Origin of the sequence: Streptomyces sp. NPDC020362, assembly GCF_040642095.1 — a bacterium.
In the GTDB taxonomy this organism is placed as follows: domain Bacteria; phylum Actinomycetota; class Actinomycetes; order Streptomycetales; family Streptomycetaceae; genus Streptomyces.
This window is the reverse complement of record NZ_JBFAET010000119.1, coordinates 1-21254: the sequence shown is the minus strand read 5'-3', so window position 1 is coordinate 21254 and position 21254 is coordinate 1. Positions and strand designations below refer to the sequence as shown.

General features: G+C 68.6%; 16 protein-coding genes and 4 pseudogenes. 12 read left to right on the top strand and 8 right to left on the bottom strand.

Annotated elements, in window-relative coordinates:
- Positions 1–1001 precede the first annotated feature (1001 nt).
- The 7 genes and pseudogenes from AB0H32_RS31760 to AB0H32_RS31730 all read left to right on the top strand — a co-directional run.
- Positions 1002–1571 (top strand): winged helix-turn-helix domain-containing protein, encoded by a 570-nt coding sequence (locus AB0H32_RS31760; protein WP_361127612.1) that lies wholly within the window; start codon positions 1002–1004, stop codon positions 1569–1571.
- A 13-nt stretch (positions 1572–1584) separates the two neighbouring features.
- Positions 1585–2838: an acyl-CoA dehydrogenase family protein gene (locus AB0H32_RS31755; protein ID WP_361127610.1), complete on the top strand. Its 1254-nt coding sequence runs from the start codon at positions 1585–1587 to the stop codon at positions 2836–2838.
- Between the two features lie 291 nt (positions 2839–3129).
- Positions 3130–3579 (top strand): annotated as a pseudogene (locus AB0H32_RS31750) (Rrf2 family transcriptional regulator); the annotation flags it as partial.
- A 139-nt stretch (positions 3580–3718) separates the two neighbouring features.
- Complete coding sequence (locus tag AB0H32_RS31745) at positions 3719–3820, top strand: putative leader peptide (RefSeq protein WP_361127633.1); 102 nt, start codon at positions 3719–3721, stop codon at positions 3818–3820.
- A gap of 228 nt (positions 3821–4048) precedes the next feature.
- A complete protein-coding gene (locus tag AB0H32_RS31740; protein ID WP_361127607.1) occupies positions 4049–5155 on the top strand; it encodes an aliphatic sulfonate ABC transporter substrate-binding protein in 1107 nt (368 codons plus the stop codon).
- A gap of 37 nt (positions 5156–5192) precedes the next feature.
- Positions 5193–5505, top strand: a pseudogene (locus AB0H32_RS31735) (ATP-binding cassette domain-containing protein); the annotation flags it as partial.
- 41 nt (positions 5506–5546) lie between these two features.
- A pseudogene (locus AB0H32_RS31730) lies at positions 5547–5870 on the top strand (Lrp/AsnC ligand binding domain-containing protein); the annotation flags it as partial.
- Between the two features lie 553 nt (positions 5871–6423).
- On the opposite strand, the pseudogene AB0H32_RS31725 reads toward AB0H32_RS31730, so the two are convergent.
- Positions 6424–7261 (bottom strand): annotated as a pseudogene (locus tag AB0H32_RS31725) (IS982 family transposase).
- Positions 7262–7455: 194 nt separating this feature from the next.
- Here AB0H32_RS31725 and AB0H32_RS31720 point away from each other — a divergent pair.
- The gene (locus AB0H32_RS31720; protein WP_361127604.1) at positions 7456–8532 is read left to right on the top strand and encodes a protein kinase family protein; all 1077 of its coding nucleotides are present in this window, start codon (positions 7456–7458) and stop codon (positions 8530–8532) included.
- A 183-nt stretch (positions 8533–8715) separates the two neighbouring features.
- Here AB0H32_RS31720 and AB0H32_RS31715 read toward each other — a convergent pair whose 3' ends face one another.
- The 7 genes from AB0H32_RS31715 to AB0H32_RS31685 form a co-directional block, all read right to left on the bottom strand.
- Positions 8716–10068 carry an LLM class flavin-dependent oxidoreductase gene (locus AB0H32_RS31715; RefSeq protein WP_361127601.1) on the bottom strand — a complete coding sequence of 451 codons (1353 nt, stop codon included), beginning with the start codon at positions 10066–10068 and terminating at the stop codon, positions 8716–8718.
- A gap of 40 nt (positions 10069–10108) precedes the next feature.
- Positions 10109–11161 (bottom strand): aliphatic sulfonate ABC transporter substrate-binding protein, encoded by a 1053-nt coding sequence (locus AB0H32_RS31710; protein WP_361127598.1) that lies wholly within the window; start codon positions 11159–11161, stop codon positions 10109–10111.
- Positions 11162–11219: 58 nt separating this feature from the next.
- Positions 11220–11960: an ABC transporter ATP-binding protein gene (locus AB0H32_RS31705; RefSeq protein ID WP_361127595.1), complete on the bottom strand. Its 741-nt coding sequence runs from the start codon at positions 11958–11960 to the stop codon at positions 11220–11222.
- Positions 11957–12847 (bottom strand): ABC transporter permease, encoded by an 891-nt coding sequence (locus tag AB0H32_RS31700; RefSeq protein WP_361127592.1) that lies wholly within the window; start codon positions 12845–12847, stop codon positions 11957–11959. Before AB0H32_RS31700 ends, AB0H32_RS31705 begins: the two co-directional genes overlap by 4 nt.
- On the bottom strand, positions 12844–13575 hold the full coding sequence (locus AB0H32_RS31695) for a TauD/TfdA family dioxygenase (RefSeq protein ID WP_361127589.1): 732 nt from the start codon (positions 13573–13575) through the stop codon (positions 12844–12846). Before AB0H32_RS31695 ends, AB0H32_RS31700 begins: the two co-directional genes overlap by 4 nt.
- Before the next feature lie 894 nt (positions 13576–14469).
- Positions 14470–15291, bottom strand: coding sequence for a DUF427 domain-containing protein (locus tag AB0H32_RS31690; protein ID WP_361127586.1), 822 nt, complete (start codon positions 15289–15291; stop codon positions 14470–14472).
- A gap of 22 nt (positions 15292–15313) precedes the next feature.
- Positions 15314–16324 carry a 2-oxoglutarate and iron-dependent oxygenase domain-containing protein gene (locus AB0H32_RS31685; RefSeq protein ID WP_361127583.1) on the bottom strand — a complete coding sequence of 337 codons (1011 nt, stop codon included), beginning with the start codon at positions 16322–16324 and terminating at the stop codon, positions 15314–15316.
- Between the two features lie 462 nt (positions 16325–16786).
- On the opposite strand from AB0H32_RS31685, the gene AB0H32_RS31680 reads away from it, so the two are divergent.
- The 4 genes from AB0H32_RS31680 to AB0H32_RS31665 all read left to right on the top strand — a co-directional run.
- Positions 16787–17902, top strand: a complete 1116-nt coding sequence (locus AB0H32_RS31680; RefSeq protein WP_361127580.1) for an ROK family transcriptional regulator — start codon at positions 16787–16789, stop codon at positions 17900–17902.
- Between the two features lie 391 nt (positions 17903–18293).
- On the top strand, positions 18294–19244 hold the full coding sequence (locus tag AB0H32_RS31675; protein WP_361127577.1) for a TauD/TfdA family dioxygenase: 951 nt from the start codon (positions 18294–18296) through the stop codon (positions 19242–19244).
- Positions 19245–19692: 448 nt separating this feature from the next.
- Complete coding sequence (locus tag AB0H32_RS31670; RefSeq protein WP_361127574.1) at positions 19693–20145, top strand: ABC transporter substrate-binding protein; 453 nt, start codon at positions 19693–19695, stop codon at positions 20143–20145.
- 1 nt (position 20146) lies between these two features.
- Positions 20147–21254 (top strand): LLM class flavin-dependent oxidoreductase (locus AB0H32_RS31665; protein ID WP_361127571.1); only part of this gene is annotated, 1108 nt, incomplete at its 3' end.

Genomic DNA, 21254 nt, shown 5'->3' with positions numbered 1-21254 from the left:
GGGCGACCGGAGCGGCGGCGGCCCGTTCGCCAGCGAGTGGCCGACCGCCTTTGTCGCCTTCGACCTGCTGCGCCTGGAAGGCACAGACACCGCCAAGTGAGCCCACCGCCGGCGTCGCGCTGCCCTGGAGGACCTCTTCAGCCAGCATGGGCCCGGCGCCGTGGCGCTGTGCCCGTCGACCACCGAGGCCGCTGCACGAGCTGCCGGAGAGGGAGTTCTGACGACACGCCTCCTGGGCGGGAGGACGGCCGGCTCAAGGGGCTGGCGGCCTGTCACCCCAGACTGGCGGGGCGACAGCTGCAGTCAGCAGTCGGCGGGCCGTGCCGGTGACGTCGCCGGGGACGGTCCACAGGCCTGAGCCGTAGTCCCCGGGACAAGGGTGGAGTCGTCGGCCCAAAGAGCCTGGTCGTCGAAGTTTCGCTGCCCAGCGGTCGCGGCCACCGACCTGCACACGCTCGACATCCAGCCGAGCATGCATGAGTAAATCGGGGCCACTACTTGGCCGGGATGTACCGCTGCCTCGGGTGACCGCTCACACTCACAGCCCGACGTCGGCCCCGGCCGCAGCCGCCCGCACTCGATCCACACTCGCGTGGATGTGCGGCCCGGCGGATGAAGCGTCCCACCACGCCATCCTCGCCGTAGCTGCCCCGGATCTCGCTCGACCAGGCGACCGCGGCCGGGGGCCGGGGTGGGTCGACTGCGGCCGGTGAGCCCGCCTGCGGTGTTGCGTTCCCTACATTTCCTATCGATTTACTAGGAAAGCGTTGACGGCCCGCCCAGCGGGTGCGCAGGATGATGCACATGTCCCACACGCAGCAACGACTCGTTCGTCGTCGGCATGTCGACTTTGGTCACGTCGTCAGCGCCGCCTGCTGTCGCGTGTAGGGCACGCGGCTCACCCACTGCGCGTGCCGCTCCGTTCCTTCTCTCTCATCCCAGGTGATCAGGCGCCCCCAGCTGCGCCTGACGGCCCGACGTACTTCTGAAGGACGACCGCCATGACCACGGCACTTCCGGCCCAGGCCGCTCCATCGGATTCACCACTCCCCGACACGCACCGTCTCCGCCTCGTGGGCGACACCGCGCTGAGCGGCACCGAGGAACACGGCTCCGCACCCCTCGTCGGCTACCTCGTGCTCGTCCCCAAGGGCCCCGATCCCGCCCAGCTCTTCGCCAAGGACGTCATACGGCCGGAGATCCGACCGGTCGCCTACACGGAGTCACCTCCCGTGCAGGGAACAGGAGGCGACGTCGTCCGCATCGATCCCGCACCACATGCCGCAGAAGTGGACGGACGGGAACTCGACCTCACCCACCTGGAGTTCGGGCTGCTGGCCCACCTCGTTCTGCACCCCCACCAGGTGCACTCGCGTGAGCAGCTAATGGCCGGCATATGGGGCTACGGCCACATCGGCGACGGTCGCACAGTGGATGTCCACATCGCGCGGCTGCGCCGCAAGCTGGGCATGGATCACCGGCACCGGATCGTCACCGTACGGCGTGTCGGCTACAAGTACGTGCCCGACCGGCAAGAGAGCCCCAACGCCGCACCCTGCCACCGACCTTGAGGGAGACCACGCCATGGGCGTTGCCACTGCGCCGTCCGAACCCGCCTCCGAACCCGCCTCGGAACCCGCCTCGGAACCCGACCGGACCGGGCCCGGCCGTGCGCACTGGCTGCGCGTGGCCCGCGACACCGCGGACGACCTGGCCACGGACGCAGTGGCCAGGGAGCAGGCAGGCAAGGCCCCGTTCGACGAGGTGTCCCGGCTGCGCGAGGCGGGACTGCTGACGCTCCTGATACCCGCCGAACTCGGTGGAGGCGGCACGGACTGGCCCACGGCCTACGCCGTTGTGCGGGAGATCGCCACCGCCGACGGCGCGATCGGTCAACTGCTCGGCTGTCACTACTTCCTGTCGTGGAGCGCCCGGTTCTTCACCGAGCCCGCTCTCGCCGCTCGGGTCGAGTGGCGGTCCGCGGCGGAGCAGTGGTGCTGGGGTGGTGGCTTCGCCCGTCAGGAACCGCCTCTGACACTGACCAAGACTGCTGATGGCTATGTGCTCGACGGCCGGCAGAGCTACGCCACGGGAGTCCTGGTCGCCGACCGACTCGCCGTGCGGGCCGTACGAGCCGACACCGGCGAGCCACTCGCCGTCGTCGTTGATTCCGCCCGTCACGGCGTGGGAATCGACGGCGACGCCGACACCTTCGGCCAGCGGATCGCGGCCGGCGGCAGCGTGGAATTCGACGCCGTACCGGTCGCTGCCGACGACGTACTCGGCTCCCTGTCCGCGGACGAGGACGTTCTGTCACCCTTGGCTGCTCTGGCATCGCCGGTCGGGCGTCTCCTCTCGGTCCAGCTTCTTCTCGGCATGGCCGAGGGAGCGCTCGCCGAAGCCCGTGAGTACAGCAGGACGGGCCATTCCCCATGGCATCCCGCCTGGCCGGTCGGCTCGCCCCAGGACCCGCACGTGCTGACCGCTTACGGAGAACTCACCGTCCTCACCCGCGCCGCGTCCGCACTCGCCGATCAAGCGCTGGAAGCCGTGCACGGCGGCCTGGCACGTGGCGAAGACCTCACCTACGACGAGTACGCGGACATCTCGGTCCTCGTGGCCATGGCCGAAGCCGCCGCCTCCAGGGCTGCGCAGGAGTCCACCGCCCGCGCCCTCGACGTCCTCGGCGCCCGCTCCGCGTCCTCGCGGCTGGGCTTCGACCGCTTCTGGCGCAATGCGCGGACCCACACCTTGTACGAACCCGTCACCCACCGACTCCGGGACGTCGGGGACTACTTCCTCAACGGCGCGCACCCTCCCTTCGTCCTGCCTGTCTGACCGAGAGGCCTGTAGCGCCGGATCAGTGACAAGGCGCGCATGTTCCACAGTTGAGCGTGGGCCGGGTCGGCGGCAGCTCGCAGCCGGGTGAGCTTCTTGGCGGTGTTGTCACCCATGGGCCGACACCGAGGCAGGTGCAGTCGGCGAGCATCGTCCCGCCAGTGTCGACGGCACCTTCTGCCCCGTCATCGAGAGCGACGAGGCCTCTGGACACACGGCTTCCGCGGCCTGAGTACTGCGGCCGCAAGGGACACCAGCCGAAGCCATACGGGACAATGCGCACATGCGGACTCAGCCAGGGCGGACTACGCGGTACGTGCCGCGCTGCAGCTCGCCGCGGAACGGGATGACGGGCCACTGAAGGCCGAGGCCATCGCCGACGCCCAGGACATCCCGCATAAATTCCTCGAAAGCATCCTGAACGACATGCGCCGGGGCGGTCTCGTTCTCAGCCAGCGCGGCGGCAACGGCGGCTACCGGCTGGCGAGGCCCGCCGATTCCATCAGCATCGCCGACGTCATACGCGCCGTGGACGGACCGCTGGTCTCGGTCCGCGGGGTCCGCCCCCCGGAGCTGTCCTACACCGGCCCCGCCGAGTCTCTGCTCCCCTTGTGGATCGCGCTGCGATCCAGCGTGCGCGAGGTCCTTGAGGGCGTGTCCCTCGCCGACGTCGCGTCGGCCCAACTGCCCGCCGATGTATTCGCCTTGGCCAATGCCCCGGGTGCCTGGGTAAACCCCTGACACGCTTGGTCAGTCAACGCGCATCCCATCATGCGATACGACTGCGTCCATCATACGAACACCCTCTTGGGGTGGGCGCCGTCTTCTGCCACGATCCCTACCAGCCAGGTAGGAAAACTAGGGATCAGTGGGGGTGGCCATGGGAACGCTCGACCGCACAGGCCGGATGCTGCCCCTTCTGACCTCACGTCGTCACATCGACCTCGGCCGTACGTCCAGTGCCGTCTGTCGGCCCCTCTGACGCCACAGATCCCGACTCTCCCCGAACCAGCGCCGCCTCCCCGCCCGCTCCGCCTCCGTCGGCGCATCGGGCACCCTCGGCTGACTGCGCCCCCACGTTCCACTCCTCAGCCCGCCACGGCATGCCTGCGGCCGACGCCCGAGGAGTGGAGTGTCGGTGCGTGCCGACAAGCAGTCGCCTCGCATGTTCGTACCTCCCTGATCCCCCATCCCCTGAGAGGACACCTCCGTGTCTGCCGCGAGACCGCTCACCACCCTGCGCACCATCGCCGTCATAGCCGCGCTCCCCCTCCTGCTCACCGCCTGCGGCTACGGTGCCAAGTCCACCGACGACGGCAAGCAGACCGCGGTCGCGGCAGGCGCCAAGAAGCTCTCCGCCGACGAGGTGAAGATCGGTTACTTCCCCAACCTCACGCACGCCACCGCTCTGGTGGGCATCCAGGAGGGTCTGCTCCAGAAGGAGCTCGGCGGCACCACGATCAAGCCGTCCACCTTCAACGCCGGTCCCTCCGAGATCGAGGCGCTGAACGCCGGCTCCATCGACATCGGCTGGATCGGCCCCTCCCCCGCCATCAACGGCTACACCAAGTCGAACGGCAAGAACCTGCGCATCATCAGCGGTTCTGCCTCCGGCGGCGTGAAGCTCGTCGTCAACCCCGACAAGATCAAGTCCCTGGACGACGTCAAGGGCAAGAAGATCGCCACCCCGCAGTTCGGCAACACCCAGGATGTCGCGTTCCTCAACTGGATCGCGGAGAAGGGGTGGAAGGTCGACGCTCAGAGCGGCAAGGGCGACGTCTCTGTCGTCCGTACGGACAACAAGATCACCCCGGATGCCTACAAGTCCGGGTCCATCGACGGCGCCTGGGTGCCGGAGCCGACCGCATCCAAGCTGGTCGCCGAGGGCGCGAAGGTACTGCTCGACGAGTCGGCCCTGTGGCCCGACAAGAAGTTCGTGATCACGAACATCATCGTGTCGCAGAAGTTCCTCAAGGAGCACCCCGACGTCGTCGAGGCCGTACTGCGTGGATCCGTGAAGACCAATGAGTGGATCAACGCCAACCCGGAGAAGGCCAAGGGGTCCGCCAACGCGGCGCTGGAGAAGCTCTCGGGCAAGGCGTTGCCCGCCGACGTCATCGACCCGGCCTGGAAGTCCATCGCCTTCCTCGACGACCCGCTGGCCGCCACCCTCAACACCGAGGCGAAGCACGCGGTCAAGGCCGGTCTCCTGGAGAAGCCCAATCTGAAGGGCATCTACGACCTCGCACTGCTCAACAAGGTCCTCAAGGCCGATGGCAAGGACGAGGTCGACGACGCCGGTCTCGGCGCCGCGTAACAACAGCCGGACCCGGTGAGTCCCCTGGGGGACGACCATGACGACCACGATCGCCAGGCCGGCGAGGAAGCCACGGCGGAGACGGACGCCGCCCGTATCAAGCTCGTCCAGCAGTCCTTCCCTGCCCCGGGCGCGCCCGGCGGACAGCAGCTCGCCCGGTGCGACATCACGCTCGATGTCGCGCCGGGCGAGTTCGTCACCCTCCTGGGGCCCCAGGCTGCGGCAAGTCCACCGTGCTCAACCAGGTCGCAGGACTGGACCTGCTGTCCGCCTGCTCGATCGACACGGACGGTCGGCCCACCCTGATGTTCCAGGAAGACGCTCTCTTCCCGTGGCTGACCGCCGATCGTGCTGGTGGTCTGGCAGCTGCTGGTGTGGGCTGACGGCGCCCCGACTACAAGCTGCCGTGGCCGTCCGAATCACCGGTTACCGCGCCGTGGTCGACCTGGCCAAGGTCGGTCAACCCGTGCTCGCCGTAGTCCGGCTGAAGTATCCGGGCAACCGCCACCAGCCGTGGCACCGGCTGCTCGCCGAGCGGCGGGAGATCCTGGAGTGCCTGCGCGCCACCGGCGACGACTGCTACACCCTGCGGGTGGCCGCGACCTCCATGGAGCATCTGGAGACGCTCGTGGACGAGCCGGCCGGCTTTGGCAGCACGACCACGAGCGTCGTCTACAGCCAAGTGCTGCCTTGTCGCGCACCCGACCGGCCCTGACCAACAGCCGACCCGGTCTGTTCGGACTCACGCCCCGTCATGACATTCTCTTCCTTCCAGTGGCGGGGATCAGGGCTCCGGGCGGCCGGTGGCGAACATGGCCGCGGACCACAACGACAGCGTCGCCGCGAGGCCCACACCACGGGAAGGGCTCAGCCCGCGACTACGTCGCCGTGGCCGAGAAAGGCCGATCCGTTCGACCTGGAGCAGCCAGAAGACCGGGTCGAGGCGGCTCAGGACGTCCTGGACCGGCGGCAGCTGCCGGACCGGGTAGAAGACTCCGCCAAAGAAGCCCAGACCTGGCCAGGCTTCCCGCGATCACGCCCGCCTGCGCGCCGACGAGGAGCACACCGACCGCGCCCAACAGCAACACCAGGGAACGGGCGACGCTCCGGCTGCCGGTGAGCGGGAGAGCCAGCGCCAGAACTCCGGCACCGACGACGCATCGGGCGATGCCTCCGCTCACCAGTGCCGCGTTGCTCTCCCGCCATCTCCAGTTCCAAGCCGGCGACCGCGGTGAAGCCGTCCCCCTAGACGAGTAGTTCCGATGTGATCAGTGGTCATAGGCGATCAGTGAGCGGGGGACTGCTGCGCCGATCAGATTGTTGTGCCAGATGCCGACGGCCATCGCGAGCACACGCTGGGTCACTCGGACGGCCACGCCCTCGAAGGTCCGTCCGCCGTGTCGCTCCAGGTCAAGCTGCCCTTTGAGGGTGTCGTTGACCGACTCGATCAGCTGGCGGACCTTCTTGAGCATCGGCTCTCCGTAGCGCTTCTTTTCCCGCTTGAGCGACGGCCGCAGCAGCTCGATGCCCTGCGTGACGAGGTCCTTCTCGAACGGCTTGGACGCGAATCCCTTGTCCGTGATGAGCAGGATGCCCTCACGCCGGGCGACCAAGTCGGCGTCGACTTCGAGCATCGCCGCCAACACCTCGCGCTCGCCGATCTTCGGGTTGGCCAGGGCCCACGTGATCGGCATCCCGGCCGGAGTGCATACCAGGTAGAGGCGCAGGCCCCAGAAGAAACGGGAGTGGGACGCGCAGTAGCCGTAGCCGGCCCAGCCCGCCATGTTCGAACGCTGGACGGTCGGGCGCGACATGCCGCACGGCACCGGGGTGGAGTCGGCAATCCATACCGTGTCGGTCCAGAAGTCACTGTCCATGGCGAGCTCTCGGATCATGCGCTTGAGCAGCGGCAGTGCGGCCTTCAACCGCTTGTGATAACCGGGCCGTTGGGGCAGGTACGGGAACATGTCGGTCAGGTGCTTGTTCGCGTAGCGTAGCCACCGGGCCTCCGAGTGGTACCCGAGCAGGGCCTGGGCCACAGCAAGACAGTCAGAGTTCGGAGTCACTGAGCAGCGGCGGTCTACCGAGGCACCGGATTCCTCCCATTTCGTCGTCGATCTTCACGTAGAGTGCGGTCAGGAGGCTGCTCAGGTCTGTCGTCACACACGGATCTTGGACGCCCTCTGCCCGCTCCGGAGGCCAAACTGCAGAGCCACGCGTCGTTGCGCTCGGCGGGACTGCGTAGCCATTGCAGAATCGAGGTCGGCACCCAGGTGGAGGCCGCAGTGCAGTGCCCTGACATGTCGCACGGTGCGCGTCTGACCGCCCATAGCGCCGTCTCCACATCCCTGGCCTTGTGCAGTGATCGCGCCCTGCGCGAGCTCGTGGACACGGCCGTGCCGATCGGATCCGGCATCGGCGGGAAGTCGGGCCTGCTGGAGGTCGCCGGAACCCCGGTCTTCGTGAAGCGGGTGCCCCTCACCGATCCCGAGAGGCAACCTGAGCACGTCCGGTCCACGGAGAATCTGTTCGATCTGCCCGTCTTCTGCCAGTACGGCATCGGCACCATCGGCGGGCCGGGATTCGGGGCCTGGAGAGAGCTCGCCGTGCACACCCTGACGACGAACTGGGTGCTCGCGGCGGAACACGAGGGCTTCCCCCTGATGTACCACTGGCGGGTGCTGCCGGACTCGACACCCCTGCCCGAAGAACTGGCCGACATCGAACGGGCTGTCGCCTACTGGGGCGGCGGATCTCAGGTGCGCCGCCGGATCCAGGCCCTCCAGCAGTCCTCGGCCAGCGTCGCGCTGTTCCTGGAGTACATCCCGCAGAACCTGCACCAGTGGCTGGGCACCCAGGTCGAAGCAGAAGCCCAAACCGCCAACCGAGCCTGCGCCATGGTGGAGAGGGAACTGGCAGCCGGCACCTCCTTCATGAACAGCCGCGGGCTCCTTCACTTCGACGCGCACTTCGAGAACATCCTGACCGACGGCCAGCGCCTCTACTTCGCGGACTACGGCCTCGCCCTTTCCTCCGGGTTCGAGCTGTCGCAGGACGAGGCCGACTTCTTCGACCAGCACCAGACCTACGACCGCTGTTACACCGCCACGTATCTGGTGAACTGGCTGGTCGCCGCTCTGTACGGATACCAGAGGGAGGACCGGGAGGGCCGCTACGCGCTGGTGCGCGCCTACGCAGAGGGCAAGCGCCCCACAGGAATCCCAGAGGAGGCCGCGGCGATCCTCGCCCGGCACGCGCCGATCGCCGCAGTGATGTCCGACTTCAACCGCAAGTTCCAGCGCCAGAGCAGGCAGACCCCATACCCGCTGGAGGAGATCCGCCAGCTTGGCGGGATGTATAGCTCCTCCATTTGCTGACGGACGCCTGGAGGCCAGCACTCGACATGGATCAGTCACCATGCGTCGGCCTCCAGCAGTACCCCAGGGCACGACGCTGGCCTGACCACGCGCGCATTCGACATCAAACCCGCGCAATAGCTCGGACAACGGAACCAATCGTCTAGGTTTTGCTGAGCCTCTGCGCCAGGGGCACCGATCAACTCAGACGCCGAGCACCTCTGTCTGTGTCTGGTGGAACTGGTTGGCCGGTACCGGCAGACCGTAGTGCTCGCGGAGGGTCGCGCCTTCGTACTCCTCACGGAACAGGCCCTTGCCGCGCAGGATCGGCAGTACGTGATCGATGAAGGTCTCCAGGCCCGAAGGCAGGGCGGGCGCCATGATGTTGAACCCGTCCGCGGCACCCCCCTCGAACCAAGTGATGATCGTGTCCGCCACCTGCTCGGGCGTACCGATGAACTCGAAGTGACCGCGGCCGCCTCCCAGTCTCGAGACTATCTGACGTACCGTCAATTTCTCGCGTAGGGCGAACTCGATGATCAGGTCGGAGCGGCTCTGTGATCCCTCGAGCTTTGGCCGCGCGAGGATGAAGTCCGGCAAGGATTCGTCGAGTTCGAACACCGACGGCTCGGTTTCCAAGACCGCAGCCAGCTGGCGCAGCCCGTACTCCGCACTTCGCAGGTCGTCGAACTGCTTCGCCAGCGCGCGGGCCTCCTCCTCGGTGGACCCGATGTACGGGACGATTCCCGGCAGGACGATCACACCGTTCGGGTCACGTCCCGCGGCCCTGGTCCGCGCCTTGATGTCGCCGTAGAAATCGGCCGCGCGCTTGTACGTCTGGTGTGCGGTGAAGATCGCCTCCGCGTGTCGTGCCGCGAAGTCCTTGCCGTCCTCCGAGGATCCGGCCTGGACGAGCAGCGGGTAGCCCTGCGGTGGACGCTCGACGTTGAGCGGGCCGGCCACCGAGAAGTAGCGGCCCCGGTGGGCCGGTTTGTGGATCCGCGCGGGGTTGGCGTAGCGCCCTGTGGCCTTGTCCGCTACGACGGCCTCGGACTCCCAGCTGTCCCACAGTGCCTTGGCGATGTGCAGGAACTCGTCACCACGGGCGTAACGTTCCGCGTGGTCGGGGCGGTTGTCGAGGCCGAAGTTGGCCGCTTCGTCGGCACCCGCCGAGGTGACGATGTTCCAGCCTGCGCGACCGCCGCTGACATGATCGACCGAGGCGAGCCGACGCGCGAGATTGTAGGGCTCGTTGTACGTGGACGACACCGTCGCGATGAGTCCGATCCTGCTGGTCGCCTGGGACAGCGCGGTCAGCAGCGTCAGTGGTTCGAGCTGGCCCGGTGGCCGGAACTCGCCGGTGCCGATGATCGCCGGGCCGTCCGCGAGGAACAGCGAGTCGAACTTGGCGCTCTCGGCCAGCTGGGCCAGCCTGATCCAGTGCTGCAGGTCGAAGTCGGCCCGTGGATTGCTGTCCGGGAGCCGCCACGATGCCTCGTGGTGACCCGCCTCCATGAGGAAGGCGTTGAGGTGGAGCCGGCGTCCTGTCTCGCTCACGCGTGCTCTCCTTTCCGTGTTCTGAGGGAGTCGAGCCTGCTCAGCCGACCTGCAGCTTCGAGCTGTCGTAGCCGGTCGGTAGCAGGTTGTCGGCGATCGACGGGACATCGACCTTCTTGGTGATCTGGCCCGCTTCCAGGAAAGCGTCGGCGAGCTTCTGCTCCGCCGCGATGTCCGTCTTCTCCACCGGGGTCACCCGGGTCTCGAAGGCCTTCAGGGACGCCTTGGCATCGTCCAGGGGGATGCCCTCCTCTTTGGAGATCGCCTGCGCATACTTGTCCTCGTGTTTGATCGCCCAGGCGAACTCGTGGGCCAGCCGCTGCAGGACATCGGTGAGCGCCGCCCGCTTCGTCCTGTCGTTCAGCGACTTTTCACTTGCGACGTAGTAACTGCTCGTCTGGTCGATCGGAGGGAGACCCTTCGCCAGGATCCGAGCACCGTTCTTGACCGCGATCGCCGACTGCGGGTTCCAGATCGACCAGGCGTCCACCTTGCCGGTGTTGAACGCGGTGGCGCCGGCCGCCGGGTCGAGGAAGTCCAGGTGCACGTCCTTGGGGCTGAGGCCGACGCTGTTGAGCGCGTTCAGGGCCAGACCGTGGGCCGAACTGCCCTGCGGGACGGCGATCTTCTTGCCCTTGAGATCCGCGAGCGTCTTCAGCTTCGAGCCCTTGGGAACGATGATGTTCTCGTTCGACTGGGTGGGGGTGAGCGACCGGTTGACGGCCACGACCTTGAAGCCGTACTCCTTCGCGGCGCCCGTGATCGGCGGTACGTCCCCGACGGCTCCCAGGTCGATGTCACCCGACGCTGCAGCCTGTACGAGCGGCGGGCCGTAGGTGAAGCGGGCGAACTTCACCTTGTAGGGCGCGTCGTCGAACACGCCGGTGATCTTCGCCAGCTCCTGGCTGCCGTCACCGCCGTTGTCACCGATGGTGAAGGTGTACTTGCTCCACTCGGGGTGACTGTGGGCGCTCGATCCGCTCGACTTGCTCAGGGGCGCTGCGGCCTCAGACGTCGATGCGCAGGCGACGAGGGCGCTCCCCAGCGCGAGCAGGCCAATGGCGGCGACGGGCCGGGAGGTTTTTCTGGACATGGGTGCTCACGTGCTTTCTGTGCTGTGGTGGGAGAAGTCAATGGGTGGGGTTGGCACGTCAGTACTTGCTGGCGAGACCGAGGTCTTCCAGGAGCGTGGAGCGCAGCTCCTCTCGAGCGAGGCTCGCCTCGCGGTCCGCGGCCGACAGCTCGACCAGGTGCGAGGTGCCGATGCGTCCGTTGCACATGACGACGACGCGGTCGGCCAGTGCGATCGCCTCGTCGACGTCGTGGGTGACGAGCAGCATGGCCGCGTGGTGCTTGCTCCGCAGCGCCCGCACGAGGTCGTGCATGCGCAGCCGCGTGATCGCGTCGAGCGCCGCGAACGGCTCGTCGAGCAGCACGAGTTCGGGCTCCGAGACCAGCGCTCGCGCCAGCGACACCCGCTGGGCCTCGCCGCCGGAGAGTTCCTTGGGCCAAGCCTTCGCGCGGCCCGATAGACCGACCTCGGCAAGGACGTCGAGGGCCCGCCGGTCGGCGTCCGGTCCGTGCAGGCCGAGGGTGACGTTCCGCACCACCCGCTGCCACGGCAGCAGACGGTCCGCCTGGAACACGATCGCGCGCCTCGTCGGGACCTCCACCCGCCCGCCGTCAGGCCGGTCCAGCCCGGCGAGCAACCTGAGGAGAGTGCTCTTGCCGCAGCCTGAGGGGCCCAGCAGGACCACCAGTTCCTCGTCGGCGATGGTGAGGTCCAGGTGGTCGAGGACGACCCGGTCCCCGAACCGCCGGACGACCTTCTCGACGACGGCGCCGGCCTGTCGGCGGGGCTGTGTGCTGTGTGTAGCAACCGTGGTGCTCATGCTGCCTCATAACTGGGGCGCCACCGCAGCAGCACCCGCTCGAGAGCCCGGACGAACTGGTCGGCGAGCAGACCGAGGAGCGAGTAGATCACCAGCCCCACGAAAACCTGGTTGGTCTGGAGGTAGGTCTGTCCTTGAGTGATGAGGAAGCCGAGACCCTTGTCCGCGTTGACCGTCTCGGCGGCGACGAGGCCCAGAACGCTGTACGCGAGAGAGAACCGGAGGCCGACCAGGAACCCTGGCAGGGCTCCGGGTACCAGGACACGGGTCACCACGCGCCAGGTGCCGGCGCCCGTCGTCCGCGCCATCTCGATCAGGCGCTGATCGACACCCCGGATCGCGGCGAACAGGTTGAGGTACATCGGAACGCCTGCGCCGAAAGAGATCAGGAGCACCTTCGTGAGCTCGTCGATGCCGAACCACACGATCATCAGCGGCAGCACCGCCAGCAGTGGGATCGTGTTCAACACCTGCACGACACCGTTGAACAGATACTCGCCGCTGCGCAGCAGACCGCCGAGCACCCCGGTGACGATGCCTACCGTCAGACCGATCACGAGACCGATGCCGGCCCGATGCAGCGAGATCGCCAGGTCCGGCCCGAGGACGCCCTGCTGCCACAGGTCAACGGCGGACTTCACTATGGAGGTCGGTGCCGGAGCGTAGGTCTTCGCCAGTACTCCGGCCCTGGCGAGGACCTCCCAGGCGATGAGGACCACGAACGGAGTCGTGTGGATCCCCAGAGGCCAGCGCAGGCGCTTACGGAGCGTGTTGAACGCCGTTTGGCGGCGGGCGTCGCGTGGCAGGAAGACCTCGCGCCCACTTGTCGCGCGTGGCGTCTCGGCGGTCGGCTCTACAGCCGGCGCCTTGAGGCTGACCTCGGTCACGCCGCCACCCCCGGGACGCTGATGCAGTGCGAGGCGTCACCTACGAGCGGCTCGCTGCGGCGGCCGTCGACTCCGGGCGGCACATCTCCCGCGACCGTCACCCGGTTGAAGCGACGCGGATGGTCGTCGAGGTTGTCCACCCCGTAGTGCTGGGTGATCCGGTTGCCGAGGATCAGCAGCTGGTCCGGGGACCATGTCCGGCGCAGGATGTTCTCCGGACGGGTCACGTACGACTGCAAGACGCGCAGCAGATCCGCCGACTCGTTGCTCGACAGACCGACGATCCGCTGGGCGAGACCGCCGATGAACAGCCCACGCTCGCCCGGCAGCCGATGCACCCGCACGAGACGGTGCTCTGTCTCGTACGGAGTTGGGATGAAGCCCCGGTCATACTCCTTCCGCGGCGGCGTAGTGGCCGAACGGCGCGCGAAGGTGACGTCCGTGTGCCACTCGTTCGCCTTGGACGTCTCACTGTCGACGGCTGGCACGTTCCTCGTACCGTCGGCGGCCGGCACGTTCGGGTGGGCGGTTGTCAGGTCGCCGAACCACCTGGCCACGCGCTCCTGACCGGCGTTGTCGAGGTTCACGTTGTCGAACACGATCGCCTTGTGCTCGTTGAGGGCATGACGGACCGACGTGATCGTCGAGGGATCGGGGCACGCCGCCAGGTCGACGCCCTTGACGAGCGCGTCGATGCGGCCCTTGAGCTTGCGGATGGACGGAGACATGAGAGGTCCCTCTCAAGGATTTGGGCGCACTGCCGACTGCTGTGAGTTGGAGTGAACGGGTGAAGGGCAGGGATGGACGGCCGCTGAGTCATTCCTCGGTCTGGGCCGATGCGAGGTAGCGACGACTACTCGGGGAGGGGCGAGCCGTGTGGTGGTGTTCGTACGAGCGCTGGCTGACGCCACGTCGCCCCACCGGCTTCGGGCTGTTCCGCACCCACTTCGCCCCAGAACCAGAGAAGGAAAGGAGGAGGGAGGCACGGGAGAAGAAGGCGGTCAGGCGGTGGGTACCGCGCTCCTGGGGGGAGGCATCGCTGGGGCGACGGCTTCGCACCGCCCCACCCGGGGACAGGTCACCGGCGCGCACCGGCCGCTGCCGAGGGCCACCTTGCGGATCAGCGACACGCTTTCCGGATCAACGACAACAGAACGCGCTGGAGACGTGCGCCAGGTCGATGTGGCGCCGCCGAGTCAAATCCACGCGCGGGGTCATGGAACGTGAGTTGAGCAGACGTCCACCCCCTCGGTCAATGGGTTCCGGACAGGTCTCACATTGCGGAAAGCCAGAACCTCTCCGCCCCTTCACAACGGCCCCGCGGCGCCTTCCACGCCCGCCGCGGGGCCGACCGGCCACCTCCCGCGGCGTCGGGTCTGGGCGCGGGCGATCCGCCACCGCTCTCGGTACTGCCTTCCTGCGTAGTGGCAGGAGCCGCGGACCGGGGTCAGGTTGGCCGGTGTGGGAAGGGATGCCCCGGGGGCCGGTGGCGGCGTCGCTTGCACCGTGTCGAACAGGCGGGCCGCGTTGCGCAGGGCGTGCGCCGTGCCCCGCTTGCCTAGGACGAGGCCGGCCTCGTCGGCGGAGCGTGACGCAGGCCGTTGAGAGGGATGCGGCGGTCGTTACTCGTCATTGCGCGAGGGCTGCGAGAGCGTCTTGGTGAAGTGGGTGACGGGGCGTTCCAGGCGTTCGCCGTCCACGGTGATGTCGACCGCTTCGTTGTAGAAGGCGAGGAGCCCCTTGATCGGGCCCACCGCGGGCAGCGGGTCCGGGTAGCTCCAGACGACGTTCGGCGGAATGTCGGCCTCGCCGCACCACGTCCAATACTCGGCGGCGCCCTTGTAGGGGCAGCCGCTGTGGTGGTCGGTGGGTTCGAGCAGGTCGAGTCGGACGTCCTCGCGCGGGACGTAGTACCGCGTGGGCAGACCGGTCTCGAAGAGCAGCACGGGGCGGTGGGTGTCAGCAACGACCATGCCGTCGATCTCGACCTGGACATGGCGGCTGCTGGGGATGGCGTCCACGCGTTTGTGCGGGTCGCGGGGGTGGATGAAAATCTCTTCGTCCTCCTCGTACCAGTGGTCGAGCCCCCTGCCGCTGCGCCGGAACCATTCGAAGGCGATGTGGTCGGCCAGGTCGGCGGAGGGAAAGGTCCAAGCGGCGTTCTCGAGGAGTTCGCCGTCGACTACAAGGTCGTAGAAGACCTGCGATCCGCCGTGGGCGCCCGTCGGCGGGTTCTTCGCGGGGCGGAGGAGGTCCTCGCGGACCTCTGTGCGGGGGAACGCGTACAGCGGGACGGGGACACCCCGCTCCCAGACAAGGACGGGGTGCCGGCTGTCGACGACGGTGACGTCACCCTTGCGGCCGCGCACCCAGCGCTCGCTGGGCTCCCACAGGAGGCCCTCCGGTGTGGTCCGCACGGCTTGCGCGGTGGGGAATGTGGTCATGAGCGGCTCTCCTTCGGCTTGATCACGCGGTGACTTCGGCGACGTAGGGGCGGTTCTCCCGCCATGCCGTGAGCTGCTCGGGGCGGCCGAACACCCACAGGCACTCCTCGACGTTGCCGCTGGCTCGCTCCCACACTGACACGGGTTCGAAGTCGGAGCCGTCCGGGTCGGCGAAGGCCGGCAACGGTTTCACGACCGTGTCCAGGCCCGGGTGGACGAACACCGCGCAGGAGCGGCGGGTCACCGAGCCGCCGGCGACCACGCGGTGCCGTCCGGGGCGCAGCCGCCCTTCCGTCCAGTTGGTCAGGAGGGTGCCGCTGGACACCTGGAGGGCGTTGGACCGGATCGGTACGGGGATCCAGGTGCCGTCAGGGCGCTGGCCCTGCGGGCCCGCGTAGTCGCCCTCCTGGTGGAGCCCAGTGATCACGGAGCAGTCGGCGTGTTCCAGGAGCAGCAGGTTCTCCTCGTCCGAGGCGCCTGTGTGGGGCCCCTTCGGGTAGTTGTTGACGTCCACAGTCGTGTAGACGTCGCCGCCGAGCGGGAGCGTCTCCGCGGGCACGTCCAGCACGCGCGCGTACCGGCCGAGGACGCGGCGCGCGACGTCCACGAACGCATCGTGGTAGCGGTGGGTCGCGGCGCGCAGGCCGGGCTCCTGTGGCGGCCACACGTTGGTGTGCTCGTAGAGGGTGGCGTGCTCGGCGGACAGTCCGGCGGCGCGGGCCGCGTGGGTCGTCGTACTGGGCGATGCTGAACGTTCGAGCTCGAGGCGCCCGAAGTCGTCCGGCCACTGGCGCCAGCCGCGGTAGGGGTGTCCGGTGGGACTGGTCGGCTGCTCCTTCTCCTCGCGGGGAAGGTCGAGGATGCGGCGGAAGCCGTCGTTGAACCCGGCGATCACCTCGGTGGGGACGCCGTGGTTGACGACCTGGATGATGCCGATGGTCTCGGCGGCGCGGCGCACGGTGGCCGACAGGTCCTCGGGGGCATCCTCGGCGAGGGCCGCGGCGAGGTCGGTGACGGGGATGTCGTTGGACATGGCGGGTGCTCCTTCAGGGGCCAGTCGGTCAGGGGCCCAGGGCGTCGGCGAGGGACTGCGGATCCGGGTGGACGGTGCCGATGTCGCCGTCCGGTACCTGAGTACGGAAAGGGTCGAGGGACACCGCGTCGAGCGGGCCGCCTTCGGAGCGGACGACTCGGCGGTCGGAGACGCCGTGAGCAGGTCCCGCGGGGCTGTCGGCGTCGCCCCGAGAGGGGCTGGACGTCGGCTTCGTAGAACCGTCACGGCGCCGTAACGCTGGTTCATTGACCGGGCCTGTGGCGCTTGCGAGCATCGGGGCATGAAGTCGTTGAACTGTCCACAGCACCGGTAGCCCCTCGGTTCCGGGGCTGCCGTGCCGACGTGTGGCCGACTCCGGACCGAGGATCATCGATGCAACCAGCGCTCATCGCAACGCCAGGCGGGAGACCCGCCGCTGACCGGCCTGACGGCGCGGCTGCCGTGCTGCGGGCCCTACTGCACGGGGGCCCGCTGGCTCGCACCGCGATCATCAGGGAGACGGGGCTCAGCGCGGCTGCCGTGTCGCGGCACGCGGCCGAACTGCTCGCGATGGGACTGGTCTGGGAACCGCCCGAGCCTTCGCGGCACCCCCGGCCGGGACGCCCCCGTATCCCGCTGGACATCGAGACCTCGCATCACGTCGCGGCGGGCGTGCACATCGCGGTTGCGCGGCTCACGTTCTCGCTCACCGATCTACGCGGCCGCGTCATCGCGCATGAGCGTGTGCCCAGGCAGCCGCAGCACGGCGCGGTCCTCCACGATGTTGCTGCACGGCTGCCCGGCTTCCTGCGCCGGCACGCCAGCAGGCTCTCCGTGCTCGGACTGGGCGTGGTCACCGGCGGCTGGGTCGACCCGGATGCGGGGGTCCTCGTCGAGAACTCCGCGCTCGGCTGGCGCGACATCCCCCTGCGGCCCACGCTGCAGCGATTGGTGGGGCTGCCGGTTCATGTCGAGGGCCATGCCCGGGCGTTGGCCCGCGCGGAGCTGCTGTTCGGCGCGGTCGGCGGCGGCGACCTGGTGCACTTGTTCGTGGGCAACGCAGTGGACGCGGCGATCGCCACCGGCGGCACCCTGCTGCAGGGCCGCCGATACGGCGCCGGCGGCATCGCCCACCTGTCTGTTCCGGGGTCGATGGAGCCGTGCCCGTGCGGGCGCACCGGCTGCCTGCAGGTCACCGTCTCCGACCGTGCCGTCGCGCAGCGCGCTGTTGCAGAGGGAATCATCCCGCACCCCGACCTGTCGCTGCTCGTACGCGCTGCGCGGGCGGGTGATACCCGTGCGGTGGACCTGTGCCGTGCCCGGCTGCGGCTCATCGCGCGCGCGGTGCGGCCGCTGCTGGACCTGATCAGTCCGGATGCCCTGGTGCTGACCGAGTCCGCCACCATCCATCTCCCGCAGCTGCTGGACGAGTTGGTCCGCGAGTTGGAGAGCGCCGGCGATCTGGTAAGGACCGGCTCCTTCGGCACGGACACGCTCGCGGTGGCGGCGACCGCGCCGGTGCTCGCGGCCGTCTACCGGGACCCGATGGGATTGCGCACGGCCGGCAGCGCTCGATGAGCGGAAACGGGCGGAGTTTCTTCCGTGCTGCTACAAACCATTGTCCCTACAGTCACCGTGGCAGCAGACTCCTTCCATGGACGCGCAGCAGAGGGCCACGATCCGGGCAGCCGCAGGCCGGCACCCCGTGAACGCCTTCCGCGCGCACCACTTCGCCGGATTGGGCTGTTGCGCCCGCTGACCGGCATTCCGCCGACGCGCTCCTGCGCGTCCGCACCGCGGCGTTGACCACCGCGCACGTCGTCCCCCGGACTCAGCGCCAGCGCCGGCTCGATCTCCAGCTCGGCGTCTTTCACTCCTCCTCGCACGTGCCCGTCAGGTGACTTCGTCGTACCTCGACGCCGCCGTGGCTGACCAGCCGTATCAGACATGCCTGAAAGGACACCGTCACATGAGCACGCTCTCTGTCCGCCCCGTCGCCGGTCACATCGGAGCCGACATCGACGGCGTGGACCTCGCCCAGCCGCTGTCCACCGAGACCATCGAGGCGATCAAGCAGGCCCTCCATCGCCACAAGGTCGTCTTCTTCCGGAGGCAGCAGCTCGACCACCCCTCCCAGATCGCCTTCGCCCGCCACTTCGGCGAGCTCACCTACGCCCACCCGCACGACGACGCCCCGCCCGAGGACCACCCGGAGATCTTCACCATCGATCCGCGCCGCTTCGAGGAGCGTTACGGGAAGAACTTCCGGGACGAGTACCGCAAGCGTCAGTACAGCTACTTCGACGGCTGGCACACCGACGTGACCGCGGCGGTGAACCCGCCCGCCGGTTCCATCCTGCGTGCCGAGACCGTGCCGCAGGTCGGTGGCGACACGCAGTGGACCAACCTCGTCGCCGCGTACGAAGGGCTGTCCGCCCCGGTCCGGGCGTTCGTGGACACACTTCGCGCCGAACACCGGTACGGCGGCAGCCGACCGGTGGAGGCCGGCAGCGAGTACGCCCGCCGGATCAACGACAACCTGCTCGTGGCCGTGCACCCCGTGGTGCGGGTGCACCCGGAGACCGGGGAGCGCGCGCTGTTCGTCAACCCCGGTTTCACCAGCCACATCGTCGACGTCACCGCCAGCGAGAGCAGGCGCATCCTCGACCTGCTCTATGCCGAGATCACCCGGCCCGAGTACACGGTGCGCTTCCGCTGGGAGCCCGGGCACGTGGCGTTCTGGGACAACCGGGCCACCGCTCACCTCGCCCCGCGCGACCTGGACCACCTCGACGTAGAGCGGCGGCTGCACCGGGTCACGCTGATCGGCGAAACCCCCGTGGGACCGGACGGGCACGAGTCCGAGCTCGTCGCCGGACGCCCCTTCACCGCCGACCGCCGGATCGCCGTCGCCTCCTGAAGCCGCCGAACGCAGCCGCTGGCGCCGCGCCCGGATCCGTCCGCCACACGGCGTCGGCGGCCGGCCCATACCGGCCCATGTCGCGCGGGGCATCGCCGAGGGCCGACGGCAGGCCGTCCGCCCGCGAAGGGGGGCCTTCGCGTCCAGTCACCGTCAGCCCGACAGGTCGGACGCACTCCGATCTGACCCGCCGACGTCCGCGGGTCGCCACCCAGCACATTCAGACCGCGCATCTGCCGTTGCGCCGAACAATCAAGGGGCCACCAGTTCCACTATGTCCGAACAGCTCTCAAGACCGTTGAACCGCCGAGGATTTCTCACTCGGGGCAGTGGTGCACCGCCGACACTCGCCGGCTGCGCCTCTCCCTCCGCCAAGTCGGCGGATCCCAAGGTGCTTGGCCCCCTGCCGTCCTCGTCACCGAGTAGGAGCACCACCCTCCGCGTCGGGGTGAGCACGACACAGGTTCAGTTGGCGGCCGACCCGTCGCTGGGCCCGCGGCCGTTCTCCGTCAAGTGGGTTCAGCTCAACGGCGGGCCGGACACGATTCAGGGGTTCCGCGCGGGGGCGCTCGATCGGGCCGGCAACTCCGGGATGCCACCGATCCAGGCGCATGGCATCGGCTTCGATGCCAAGATCGCCGCGGTCTCGCAGAACACGGCGGTCACGTACATCCCGACCACCCGACCGGGCAGCGACATCAGGAGGGCGAAGGACGTCGTCGGTAAGAAGATCGGCTTCTCTCAAGGGCAGGCGCAGGGCGTCACGATCCTGAAATGGCCGAAGGAGCACGGGGTCTCCTACCAGGAGGCAACCCTATTCGACGTAAGCGCGCTGTTCGATCGGCGGTTCGCGCACATCGCCGCGCAGGCCGCACACGGCGAGTACCGAGGGCAGGTCTGAGATGGGCGAATATCTCTGGTACATCCCGAACACGGTCGAACCCGGCCATCGCGGCGATGACACACATGACGGCTGGGGCACGCTCGACCACTCGACCGAGCTGGCGCGGGCGGTCGAGGACCACGGCTGGGCCGGGGCCCTGCTGGGCACCGGCTGGGGGCGACCGGACACGTTCACCGTCGCGGCGTCCCTCGCCGCCCGAACGACGACGTTCAAGCCGCTCATCGCGATTCGGCCCGGCTACTGGCATCCCGCGAACTTCGCCTCGGCCTCGGCCACGCTCGATCGGCTCAGCCAGGGCCGGGTCCTGGTCAACATCGTCAGCGGTCTGGACGACGTCGCGTCGTACGGCGACGGGGAGTTCGACCAGTCGCGCCGCTACGAGCGCACACTTGAGTTCCTCCAGCTGGTCCGCCGCCTGTGGAACGAGGAGGAGGTGACGTTCTACGGAGAGCACTACCGGGTGGAGAACTCCAGTGTCCGGCCGAGACCTTGGGGCGCCGAACAGGGACACCACCCCCGGTTGTACTTCGGCGGCGCGAGCGCGGCCGCCGAGAGAGTCGCCGCGCGGGAGGCCGACGTCCAGCTGTTCTGGGGTGAGCCGCTGGACGGCATCGCCGAGCGGATCGACCGGCTGCGTGCGCTCTCCGAGACAGTCGGGCGGAAGCATCAGCCGCTGGAGTTCGGGTTGCGCATCACGACCCTCGTCCGGGACACCACGGAGGAGGCGTGGCGCGCGGCGGAGGAGAAGGTCGCCCGGATGGCGCAGCAGGGATCGCGCGCCCACGACGCGTTCCGGCGTCGCACGGCAGTCGGCCAGCAGCGCCTCCTCGACCTGGTGGCACGGGGCGACGTCCTGGACAGCTGCCTCTACACGGCACCGGGCCGCTACGGAGGCGGCGGTGCCGGTACGACGTGGCTGGTGGGGTCCGCGGAGGAGGTCGCCGACTCTCTGCGGAGGTACCGCGCCCTGGGCGTGACGCACTTCGTGCTGTCCGACACGCCGTACAAGCAGGAGATCGCCCGGGTCGGCGACGGGCTTCTCCCCCAGCTGTGTCATGGTAGGCCAGTTCGAGATAGGCGCCGGCCTTCTCCGGATCCCTCGACTC

Excerpts from the sequence above, each read along its gene's own strand:
- AB0H32_RS31760 (WP_361127612.1), top strand. The coding sequence starts at position 1,002 with ATGACCACGGCACTTCCGGCCCAGGCCGCTCCATCGGATTCACCACTC.
- AB0H32_RS31755 (WP_361127610.1), top strand. The coding sequence starts at position 1,585 with ATGGGCGTTGCCACTGCGCCGTCCGAACCCGCCTCCGAACCCGCCTCG.
- AB0H32_RS31745 (WP_361127633.1), top strand. The coding sequence starts at position 3,719 with ATGGGAACGCTCGACCGCACAGGCCGGATGCTGCCCCTTCTGACCTCA.
- AB0H32_RS31720 (WP_361127604.1), top strand. The coding sequence starts at position 7,456 with ATGTCGCACGGTGCGCGTCTGACCGCCCATAGCGCCGTCTCCACATCC.
- AB0H32_RS31710 (WP_361127598.1), bottom strand. The coding sequence starts at position 11,161 with ATGTCCAGAAAAACCTCCCGGCCCGTCGCCGCCATTGGCCTGCTCGCG.
- AB0H32_RS31705 (WP_361127595.1), bottom strand. The coding sequence starts at position 11,960 with ATGAGCACCACGGTTGCTACACACAGCACACAGCCCCGCCGACAGGCC.
- AB0H32_RS31695 (WP_361127589.1), bottom strand. The coding sequence starts at position 13,575 with ATGTCTCCGTCCATCCGCAAGCTCAAGGGCCGCATCGACGCGCTCGTC.
- AB0H32_RS31690 (WP_361127586.1), bottom strand. The coding sequence starts at position 15,291 with ATGACCACATTCCCCACCGCGCAAGCCGTGCGGACCACACCGGAGGGC.
- AB0H32_RS31685 (WP_361127583.1), bottom strand. The coding sequence starts at position 16,324 with ATGTCCAACGACATCCCCGTCACCGACCTCGCCGCGGCCCTCGCCGAG.
- AB0H32_RS31675 (WP_361127577.1), top strand. The coding sequence starts at position 18,294 with ATGAGCACGCTCTCTGTCCGCCCCGTCGCCGGTCACATCGGAGCCGAC.